9 protein-coding genes and 1 riboswitch are annotated in these 9797 nt (G+C 70.7%); of the genes, 4 read left to right on the forward strand and 5 right to left on the reverse strand.

Annotation, left to right across the window (positions count from 1 at the left end; translation table 11 throughout):
• Positions 1–230 precede the first annotated feature (230 nt).
• Genes BN423_RS08610 through BN423_RS08620 form a run of 3 tightly spaced genes read right to left on the reverse strand, consistent with a single transcriptional unit; the run spans position 231 to position 2013 of the window.
• Positions 231–1058 carry an amino acid ABC transporter ATP-binding protein gene (locus tag BN423_RS08610; RefSeq protein WP_019239848.1) on the reverse strand — a complete coding sequence of 276 codons (828 nt, stop codon included), beginning with the start codon at positions 1056–1058 and terminating at the stop codon, positions 231–233.
• A 3-nt stretch (positions 1059–1061) separates the two neighbouring features.
• Positions 1062–1736: an amino acid ABC transporter permease gene (locus BN423_RS08615; RefSeq protein ID WP_019239849.1), complete on the reverse strand. Its 675-nt coding sequence runs from the start codon at positions 1734–1736 to the stop codon at positions 1062–1064.
• Positions 1729–2013 carry a hypothetical protein gene (locus BN423_RS08620; RefSeq protein WP_019239850.1) on the reverse strand — a complete coding sequence of 95 codons (285 nt, stop codon included), beginning with the start codon at positions 2011–2013 and terminating at the stop codon, positions 1729–1731. The genes BN423_RS08615 and BN423_RS08620 overlap by 8 nt, the downstream gene beginning before the upstream one ends.
• A 249-nt stretch (positions 2014–2262) precedes the next feature.
• On the opposite strand from BN423_RS08620, the gene BN423_RS08625 reads away from it, so the two are divergent.
• Complete coding sequence (locus BN423_RS08625) at positions 2263–3447, forward strand: hypothetical protein (protein WP_232385550.1); 1185 nt, start codon at positions 2263–2265, stop codon at positions 3445–3447.
• Between the two features lie 66 nt (positions 3448–3513).
• On the opposite strand, the gene glyA is transcribed toward BN423_RS08625, so the two are convergent.
• Together glyA and murB are read right to left on the reverse strand one after the other, a co-directional pair.
• Entirely contained in the window at positions 3514–4764 is a 1251-nt protein-coding gene (gene glyA, locus BN423_RS08630; RefSeq protein ID WP_019239852.1) for a serine hydroxymethyltransferase, read from the reverse strand.
• A gap of 334 nt (positions 4765–5098) precedes the next feature.
• Positions 5099–6058 carry a UDP-N-acetylmuramate dehydrogenase gene (gene murB / locus BN423_RS08635; protein WP_019239853.1) on the reverse strand — a complete coding sequence of 320 codons (960 nt, stop codon included), beginning with the start codon at positions 6056–6058 and terminating at the stop codon, positions 5099–5101.
• 265 nt (positions 6059–6323) lie between these two features.
• A riboswitch (FMN riboswitch) is annotated at positions 6324–6490 on the forward strand.
• 7 nt (positions 6491–6497) lie between these two features.
• On the opposite strand from murB, the gene BN423_RS08640 reads away from it, so the two are divergent.
• The 3 genes from BN423_RS08640 to BN423_RS08650 are packed head-to-tail and all read left to right on the forward strand — an operon-like array spanning position 6498 to position 9727.
• Entirely contained in the window at positions 6498–7067 is a 570-nt protein-coding gene (locus tag BN423_RS08640) for an ECF transporter S component (RefSeq protein ID WP_019239854.1), read from the forward strand.
• Between the two features lies 1 nt (position 7068).
• Complete coding sequence (locus tag BN423_RS08645; RefSeq protein WP_019239855.1) at positions 7069–8952, forward strand: ABC transporter ATP-binding protein; 1884 nt, start codon at positions 7069–7071, stop codon at positions 8950–8952.
• Positions 8936–9727: an energy-coupling factor transporter transmembrane component T family protein gene (locus BN423_RS08650; RefSeq protein ID WP_019239856.1), complete on the forward strand. Its 792-nt coding sequence runs from the start codon at positions 8936–8938 to the stop codon at positions 9725–9727. The genes BN423_RS08645 and BN423_RS08650 overlap by 17 nt, the downstream gene beginning before the upstream one ends.
• Positions 9728–9797 lie beyond the last annotated feature (70 nt).

The following is a 9797-nucleotide window of genomic DNA, read 5'->3' on the forward strand; positions in this document are numbered from 1 at the left end:
CCCGCCGACGCGCCCGTGCCGCCGCAGCCCGCGAGCCCGAGCGCCGCCGCACCGGCCGCTCCCGCCGTCGCGGCGAGGAAACCCCTGCGTGTCATGTTGCCCATCATCGTGATTCCGCCTTTCTTACGCTGTTGTTCTCAAACGGTCGCGCGCCTCGCATGGGCGTAGCGCGCCGAGGGGTTGAAAGGAATGGGTTGAAAGGAACACGTCCCCAACCAACCCATAAGGGGTCAAAAGGAACACGTCCCCAAATGACCCATCGTGTGGTGCAGGAACGCGCGCACGCGGTCGTTCGCCGGCTGGTCGAAGAACGTCCGCGCCGACGCCTCGGCCACCACCGCGCCGTCCTCCATGAACACGACGCGGTCGGCGACGTTCCGCGCGAAGCCCATCTCGTGCGTGACCACGAGCATGGTCATGCCGTCCTCCGCGAGCTGCCGCATCACGCCGAGCACCTCGCCCGTGAGCTCCGGGTCGAGCGCCGAGGTGGGCTCGTCGAAGAAGATGATCTCGGGGTCGGTCGCCATGGCGCGGGCGATGGCGACGCGCTGCTGCTGCCCGCCGGAGAGCTCCTCCGGATAGGCATCGCAGCGGTCGTCCATCCCCACGCGCGCCAGGCACGCGCGGGCGCGCTCCTCCGCCTCCGCGCGCGGCACCTTGCGCGCCACGACGAGCCCCTCGGTCACGTTGCCGAGCACCGTGCGGTTGCGGAAGAGGTTGTAGCCCTGGAAGACGAACCCCGTGCGCCGGCGCACCCCGGCCGCCTGCCGCGGCGTGGCGGACGCGAGGTCGAGGCGCTCCCCCGCGAGCTCGAGCGTGCCCGCGTCCGCGCGCTCGAGGAGGTTCGCGCAGCGCAGGAGCGTCGTCTTGCCGGAGCCGGACGGCCCGAGCACCGCCACGACCTCGCCTTTGCGCACCGAGAGGTCGACCCCGTGCAGCACCTCGGTGCCGCCGAACGACTTCCGCACGCCCGTGAGCGCGAGCATGGGCGGCTGGGCCGGCGCGTCTCCGCGCCCGACCGCCCGCGATTCCGCGCCATGGTTCAGCATCTCCGCCATAGCTTACCCCCGCTCCATGCCATGCCGCGCGAGCGCCCGCTCGCCCATGCGCTGCAGCCAGGTGAGCACCGTCGAGAACAGCAGGTAGATCGCCGCGACCTCGAGGTAGATGGGCATGGTGACCCATTCGCGCGAGACGATCTCCTGCGCCGCGCGAAACATCTCCGCCACGAGGATGCTCGCCACGAGCGACGTGTCCTTCACGAGCGAGATGAGCTCGTTCGAAAGCGGCGGGAACGCCGTGCGGAACGCCTGCGGCAGCACGATGCGGCGGATGACCTGCAGATAGCTCATCCCCACGCAAAAGCCCGCCTCCAGCTGGCCCGCCGGCACGCTCTCGAGCGCCGCGCGCATCGTCTCGGCCGCGTACGCCCCCGTGTTGACGGAGAGCACGATGACGGCCGTCGGGAGCGAATCGAGCATGATGCCCAGGTCGGGCAGGCCGAAGTAGACGAGGTACAGCTGGACGAAGAGCGGCGTGCCGCGCACGATCCAAATGTAGAGGCGCGCGACGTGCTTGAGCACGGGCACGTTCGCGTACTGCACGAGCGCCGTCGCCACCGCGATGACGAGCGCGAAGGCGAACGAGACAAGCGCGAGCGGCAGCGTCACCATGAGGCCGGGGATGAGGATCTTGGGGAATGAATCGACGAGCAGCGTGACAAGGCCGCTATCCATGGGCGCTCACCTCGCCGTCGTGCCGGGGCGCGTCGGTGCCGCGCTGGCTGGCGGGCACGCACTCGCAGCTCACCCGATGCAGGATGTGATCGATCGCGTCGATGCCGCGCTGCGAGGCGTGCAGCTCATCGAGGAGGCGCTGGCGCTCGCCCAAAAGGACGCGCTTGGTCTCGCGCACGCGGCCCTCCGTGCACGAGGTCTTCGCGCGCGCCGCGGCCCGGACGTCACAGGCGCAGTCGCAGAGGCAGCGCTCGAGGTCTTCAGACAGGTCGCTCATACCATCAGCTCCTTTCGAAACCTATGGTATGGGTCGCCCCATATCATGTAAAAGACCTATATTGCATGCTTTACCATGCAAATAGGGCATGGTTAATTTGCCGTCGCGGCGGTTCGACCCCCTCGCCACCCTGCACCGGTAAAGGCTTGGTAAGGGCTGCGCCCGCGCGAGCAGCGCGTACCCGGGGGCACGTAAACTGGAGACGGCGCGCGGCATGCGCGCCACCGCATCGCCCAAAGGAGGCGCACCGTGCTTCCAGCTACCCTTACCGACGTGCTCGCCGCCGTCCACCCGTTCATCACCGCTTGGGGAATCCCCATCGCCTACATCGTCTGCTGCGGTATCGAGCATCGGCTAAGCGCGCACGGCGACATCCCCATTCCCCAGGACGAGGCCCCGTCGCCCCGCGTGCCCGCCTTGCACCCGACGCTCCTCGCGGCGCTGCGCTGCCACAGCGAGTTCAAGACGCGCAGCGAGACCGACGCCGTGCAGGCCGCTCTCGCCCGCATTGTGCAGCTCATCGCCCGAGCGGACCTCTCGTTCATCGAGCTGAGCCCCGCGCAGGCGGAGCGACGCGAGCGGGCGGAAGACGAGGCCGACGAGCTGCAAGCCGGCCCCATCGTCTCCGATCAGCGCGCACGGCGAAGGGAGCGACGGCGCGGGCGGCGCGCGGCCTCGAGCCAGCCGCTGCACGCATACGGCGGCAGGCTCGTACTCAGCGTGCGGACGACGGCGCTCGACGACATCGATTGCGGGGCGGTCGGCCTCGTGATGCCGCCAGGCACCGTGAGCGCGACCGTCGAGGAGCTCTGCACCTTCACCGATCGCGTACGCGAGCGGTATACCCGGCTGGGCGGCTACCTCGGGCGCTACACCGACGACCTCTGCCGCGCGGAGCTCGTCGAACACCCGGGCCTGATTCCGCGGATCCTCTTCAGCATGCCGGTCATGATGCTCGTCACAATCCTGGGCATCGCCCTGCCCGTGACCGCCGACATCGACGGCGCGCTCGCCTACGGAACGGTCGCCCTCCTCATCGCCGCGTTCGTGGCGCGCGCCCTGCTCGTCGACATGGGCACCCGGCTCATGCCCGAGGGGGCGCGCATCCTGGGACGGGCGGCAGCCAACGTCCGGTGGGCGGAGATTGCCCTGAGGGGGTGCGAAGGGCGCATCGACAGCCTCTCGGACGACGAGGCGGTCGACCTGGTGGCGGCGCTCATCGCCCTCGACCGGCGCGACCTCGCATCCGACCTCGCCGAGCAGCTCATCGCGGACGGCCGCACCAACCTCTCGGAAGCGACGCCCCTGGCTCAGGCGGTGAGCTTCTGCGCGCGGCGGCCGTACAGCGACGCCTCGTCGATGCGGACGTGCGCCTCGCCCATCGACCTCATCGTCGAGGCGGTCGAGAAGTTCGTCCATAGCATGCGCGACTAGGCGGTTCGGACGCTCCCGGGGCGCATCGAGGGCCGTCCCGAATGGGCCGGGCGCACCCCGGCGCGGCTATAGCTCCGGATAGAGCGGGTGAGCGGCGAGCAGCTCGGCGGTGCGGGCGCGGATCGCCGCGAGCTCCGCCTCATCATCCTTGCCGAACACGGCGCGCGCGATGAGCCAGCCGATCTCGCGGAACTCGTCGGCCGTGAAGCCGCGCGTCGTGCCTGCCGCGGAACCCACGCGGATGCCGCTCGTCACGAAGGGCGACCGTGGCTCGCCCGGGATGGCGTTCTTGTTCACGGTGAGCCCCACGCTGTCGAGCAGGCGCTCGGCGTCGCGGCCGGTCACGTCCGACGCCGTGAGGTCCACGAGGCAGAGGTGGTTGTCCGTGCCGCCGGACACGAGGCGCAGGCCGCCCGCGACGAGCCCCTCGCCCAACGCCGCGGCGTTCTCCACCACATGCGCGATGTAGGCTGCGAACTCCGGCTGGAGCGCCTCGCCGAACGCGACCGCCTTGCCCGCGATCACGTGCATGAGCGGGCCGCCCTGCGTACCGGGGAAGACCGCCTTGTCGATGGCCTTCGCGAGGGCGTCGTCGTTCGTGAGGATGAGCCCGCCGCGCGGCCCGCGCAGGGTCTTGTGCGTGGTCGAGGTCACCACGTCCGCATGCGGGAAGGGGCTCGGGTGCGCGCCCGTCGCCACGAGGCCGGCGATGTGCGCCATGTCGATCATGAGCTTCGCGCCCACGCCGTGCGCGATGGCGGCGAGGCGCTCGAAATCGATGACGCGCGGATACGCCGACGCGCCGCCCACGATGAGCTTCGGCCGCTCCTCCCGCGCCAGGCGCTCGAGGCCGTCGTAGTCGATGGTCTCGGTCTTGGGATCCAACCCGTAGGACAGGAAGCGGTACAGCCGTCCCGAGAAGTTCACCGGCGAGCCGTGCGTGAGGTGACCGCCCTGGTCGAGGCTCATGCCGATGACCGTGTCGCCGGGCTCAAGCAGCGCCATGTACGCGGCGAGGTTGGCGTTCGCGCCGGAATGCGGCTGCACGTTGGCGTGCGCGCAGCCGAAGAGCTCGCAGGCGCGGTCGCGCGCCAGGTCCTCGACGAGGTCGACCTTCTCGCAGCCGCCGTAATAGCGATGCCGCGGGTACCCCTCGGCATATTTGTTGGTGAGCACGCTGCCCACGGCTTCGAGCACGGCCGGCGAGACGATGTTCTCCGAGGCGATGAGCTCGATGGTGCGGCGCTGGCGGTCGAGCTCCTGCGCGAGCGCGGCGGCGACGGCCGGATCCGATTGGGCAACGTGGTCGTAGGTCATGGAACCTCCTTGTGCGACGGCGACGCGGCTCCACGATACGCCCCCCGCGGCCGTTTGGCGAGGGGGCTATCGCCGGACGGCGGGGCGTTTTCGACATCGAAGGCGCCTCATGTGGTGGCAGAATTCAGATATGCGCGATTCGATCGCCGCGCGGGGCGTCAAACGGGGCCGAAACGCCCCGAACGACCCTATCGGCGCAAGGCAATCCTGGGGTTTTCCTGTGCGCGCCACGACGAGCCCGGCTGAACGGGCTCCGCAATCGCGCATATCTGAATTTGAACACCACTTTGGGCGCTTGGCGCGTGAAAAACGCCGACGCGAGGCGCCGGATGGCCTAGAACTCGCCGATGCGGTGCACCTCGGGCTCGAGTTCCACGCCGAACTGCTCGCGCACCTCGGCCTGCACGTGCTCGATGAGGGCGTTGACGTCGGCAGCCGTCGCCCCGCCCGTGTTCACCACGAACCCGCAGTGCTTCTCCGAGACCTGCGCCCCGCCCACGCGGCACCCGCGCAGCCCGGCGTCCATGATGAGCTTCCCGGCGAAATAGCCCGCAGGCCGCTTGAAGGTGGAACCGGCGGAGGGAAGCTCGAGCGGCTGCTTCTCCTCGCGACGGCGCTGGTAGTCGTCCATGCGGGCGCGGATGGATGCCTCCATGTCCGGCACGAGGGCGAACACGGCCTCGAGCACCACGAGCCCATCCGTCGCCACGCGGCTCTCGCGGTATCCGAACGCGAGCTCATCGCGGCCGAACGTGCGCACCGAGCCCTTGCCGCGCGAACCATCCGGCAGGACGGCGCCCGGCACGTAGGCCGTGAGCGTCTCGAGCACGTCCGCGATGCAGGCATCGTAGGCACCGGCGTTCTGATGGCAGGCACCGCCCACCGCAGCGGGGATGCCCCAGAGCGGCTCCATGCCGGACAGGCCCGCATCTGCCGCCGCGAGCGCCACGTCGCGCAGGAGCGCCCCCGCTTGGGCGTGCACCCGCGTGCCCTCGATGCGCACGTCCGAGAGGTTCTCGCGCAGCAGCACCACGACGCCGCGGATGCCGCGGTCGCCCACGAGCAGGTCGGAGCCGTTGCCAACCACCGTCACCGGCACATCGGCGATCGCGCACACGTCGAGCGCCCGCGCCGCCGCCTCGGGCGTGCGCGGCAGGACGACCGCGTCCGCCGACCCGCCGATCTTGAACGTGGTGTGCGCGCTCATGGGCTCGGCGAGGAGCACGTTGTCCTCGCCCACCGCCGCGCCGAGCGCGCAGATGACCTCGTCGCTCATCGTGCTGTATTCGTGCATGGGGACCGCCCTCTCACGGCGCGAGCCGCGCTATCTCGTGGTTTCTTCGCACCCACTATACCCTGACTGGCCGACCCGCCCCGCCTTCCCGCCACCCACGCGCGCTCGAACCACATAAAACGCGACTGTCTGCGCGCGGGGACGCTGCCGCTGCAGCCTCCGGCCGCCGCACCAGCCACCGCTCCCGCGACCCGGATGTGTCGTGGTTCTGCAGGGATTTGTTACGTTCCGGCGTCAAGCGGCCCCGAACGGGTATAGTGGTCTCGCATAGTTTCAGGGTTGGGTGAGATTCCCTACCGGCGGTAACTGGCCAACATCCCGCGTGCAGTGAAAGGAAGCCGCGCGCCGCGCCAGGAGCCCGCGAGCCGCACATGCGGCCGATCCGGTGAGATTCCGGAGCCGACGGTACAGTCCGGATGGAAGAAACGGAGGCGCTGCCATGAGCAGTCCCACGCGCGCTACCGAGCGCACCTCGCACGTCAACACCAGGAAGGTCGCGCTCACCGCGCTCTTCACCGCCGCGTCGCTCATCCTGAGCTTCATCCAGATCCCCATCTTCCCCGCGGCCCCATGGCTCATGTACGACCCGTCGGGCATCGTCTGCCTCATCGCCGCGCTGGCCTTCGGTCCCAAGCTGGGCGCCGCGGTCGCTATCATCTCGTGGCTGCCGCGCGTGTTCCTCGACCCCTTCGGCGCGCCCATGGGCATGGTCTCGACCTGCGCGCTCATCATCCCCGCCGCGCTCATCTACGCGCGCCGTCGTACGCGCGCGGGCTCGATCGCGGGTATGGTCGTGGGCGCCGTGCTCTCGGTGATCGTGTCGTGCGCGCTCAACCTCGTGGTGACGCCGCTCTACACCGCGGTCACCGTGGCCGATGTGGCCGCGATGATCCTGCCGATCCTCCTGCCGTTCAACGCGCTCAAGATGGTCATCAACGTGGTGGCGGGGCAGGCGCTGCTCGCGCCCTGCATGGCCGTGCTCGCGCCCGAGGGCTCGGGGTCGCGGTAGCATGGCGCGCGCCTCTGACGGCATGACCGCCGGCGCCACCTCCACTGCAGCCGCCGGTGCCGCCCCCGCGGGCGCAGCCACCCCCGCCGCCGCACACAACGCGGCAGCCGCAGCCGCCGAGCCCGTCATCGACTTCGCCGACGTCCGCCTCACCTACCCCGACGGCACCGAGGCGCTACGCGGCGTGACGCTCTCCATCGCGCGCGGCGAGCACGTGTGCATCCTCGGCGGCAACGGGTCGGGGAAGTCGACGCTCGCACGCCTGATGAACGCCCTGCTCGTCCCCACGGAGGGGCGGGTGCGCGTGGTGGGCCGCGACGTCGACGGCAGCCCGGAGCAGGCGCTCGACATCCGCCGGCGCGTGGCGATGGTCTTCCAATACCCGGATGACCAGATGGTGACGAGCATCGTGGCCGACGACGTCGCCTTCGGCCCCGAGAACCTCGGCGTGCCGACGGCCGAGATCGGCCGCCGCGTCGATGCGGCGCTCGAAGCCGTGGACATGACGGCGTTCGCGCAGGCAGACCCCGCTGACCTCTCGGGCGGCCAGCGCCAGCGCGTGGCCATCGCGGGCGCGCTCGCCATGGAGCCCGAGGTGCTCGTGCTCGACGAGCCCGCCGCGATGCTCGACGCCCGCGGTCGCCATGCCATCCAGCGCGTGCTCCGCGACCTCGCCGCGCGCGGCATCACCATCGTCCACATCACGCACTTCATGGACAACGCCCTCGACGCGGATCGCGTCATCGTGCTCGACCGGGGCACGGTCGCCCTCGACGGCACACCCGCCGAGGTGTTCGCCCGGCGCGACGCCATCGAGCGGCTCGGGCTCGAGCTTCCGTTCGAGCTGCGCCTCGAGGACGCGCTCGCGACATGCGATGCGACCGAAGCGACGCACGAACCCGGCATAGAGCCCGCGGCAGCAACGCCGCGCACGCCCGCGCCCGCCAGCGATCACGCGCCCGGCCCCGCGCCCGGCAGCTCCCCCGCCCCCGCCATCGCGCTCGAGCACGTCTCGTTCTCCTATGCGGACGAGCGCCACCCGCATAGGCGCACCGGCCTGCTCGCGCGCCTGGGCATCCGCCTTCGCCGCATGCCGCGCACGGCGGACACCCTGCGCGACCTCACCGCATCCGTCCCGGCGGGCTCGCTCACCGCGCTCATCGGACGAACCGGGTCGGGCAAGTCCACCACCGCCGAGCTTGCCTGCGCGCTCAAGCTGCCCAACACCGGGCGGGTGCTCGTAGCGGGCATCGACAGCGCGGACGCCTCCCGCCGCGACGAGCTCCGCGCCCGCGTGGGCTTCGTGGCGCAGCTGCCCGAGCGCCAGCTCTTCGCCGAGACCGTCTTCGACGACGTCGCGTTCGGCCCCCGAAACCTCGGACTCGACGAGGAGGAGGTGGCGCGGCGCATCGCGGAGGCGCTCGACGCGGTCGGCCTGCCCGCGGAACCGGGTCTCCTCGACCGCTCCCCGTTCGCCCTCTCCGGCGGTCAGCGCCGCGCCGTCGCCATCGCCGGCGTGCTCGCCATGCGCCCGGGCATCCTCATCCTCGATGAGCCCATGGCTGGCCTCGACCCCCAGGCCCGCCGCCGCATGCGCGCCCTCATGCGCAGCCTCAAGGCGCGGGGCACCACGCTTTTCACCATCACGCACGACATGGACGACGTCGCTGAGCTCGCCGACCACGTCATCGCCCTCGACCGGGGCGCGGTGGTGGCCGAGGGCAGCCCGCGCGAGGTCTTCTCCGTCGACGAGCAGCTGCTCCCCGGCGTGCCGAGTGCGCTTGCCGCTGCCCGCCGCCTGCGCGCGCAGGGCATCCCGATCGCAGGCGACCCGCTCACCCTCGATGAGCTCGTGAAGGAGGTGCGCCGTGTCCGCGCGCATTAGCATCGGCCGGTACTACTCGGCCGCGTCGCCCATCCATGCGCTCGATCCGCGCGTCAAGATCGTGGCGACCATCGGCTACATGGTGAGCTGCCTCATCGTCACGAACGCCCTCGAGCTCGCGCTCGCCGGCGCCTTCGTGCTCGCCGCGATCGCCCTTGCCCGCGTGCCCGTGAGCCGCCTGCTTGCGCAGCTCAAGCCCGTCGTGTTCTTCCTGGTGGTGACCTCGCTCTTCAACCTGCTCTTCGTGGGAACGGGAACCGAGCTCGTCGCCCTCGGCGTGCTCCGCATCACCACGGGCGGCGTGCAGGCGGCCGCCCTCTACACCCTGCGCTTCCTCTTCCTGCTGCTCATGGGGTCGCTGCTCATGCTCACCACCCAACCGATGGCGCTCACCGATGCGGCGGAGCGGCTGCTCGCGCCCCTCGCGCGCCTGGGCGTTCCCGTGAGCGAGGGCATGCTCGTGCTCTCCATCGCCCTGCGCTTCGTGCCCATCTTGGGCGAGGACGCGCGCGCCATCGCCAATGCCCAGATCGCGCGCGGTGCGAAGCTCGAGGGTGCGCGGTTCCGCGATCGCATCCACGCGTTCATCCCGCTCGCGGTGCCGCTCTTCTCCGCCGCGGTGCGCCACGCCGACCGCCTCGCCTGCGCTATGGAGGCGCGCTGCTACACAGGCGGCGCGGGGCGCACGCACTACCACGAGCTGCGGCTCGCCCCGCACGACGCCATGGCGATCGCGGTATGTGCGCTCTACCTCGTCGTTCTCATCGCACTGTAGCCGCATGCGCCACTACGGCGGGGCGGCTTCAGGCCATCGGGGACAGAGCCGATTCCCAAACTGAGCGAAA

Source organism: Enorma timonensis (assembly GCF_000321165.1).
Taxonomy (GTDB): Bacteria; Actinomycetota; Coriobacteriia; order Coriobacteriales; family Coriobacteriaceae; genus Enorma.

Coding starts and splice junctions, on each gene's coding strand:
- BN423_RS08610 (WP_019239848.1), bottom strand. CDS start 1,058: ATGGCGGAGATGCTGAACCATGGCGCGGAATCGCGGGCGGTCGGGCGC.
- BN423_RS08615 (WP_019239849.1), bottom strand. CDS start 1,736: ATGGATAGCGGCCTTGTCACGCTGCTCGTCGATTCATTCCCCAAGATC.
- BN423_RS08620 (WP_019239850.1), bottom strand. CDS start 2,013: ATGAGCGACCTGTCTGAAGACCTCGAGCGCTGCCTCTGCGACTGCGCC.
- glyA (WP_019239852.1), bottom strand. CDS start 4,764: ATGACCTACGACCACGTTGCCCAATCGGATCCGGCCGTCGCCGCCGCG.
- murB (WP_019239853.1), bottom strand. CDS start 6,058: ATGCACGAATACAGCACGATGAGCGACGAGGTCATCTGCGCGCTCGGC.
- BN423_RS08640 (WP_019239854.1), top strand. CDS start 6,498: ATGAGCAGTCCCACGCGCGCTACCGAGCGCACCTCGCACGTCAACACC.
- BN423_RS08645 (WP_019239855.1), top strand. CDS start 7,069: ATGGCGCGCGCCTCTGACGGCATGACCGCCGGCGCCACCTCCACTGCA.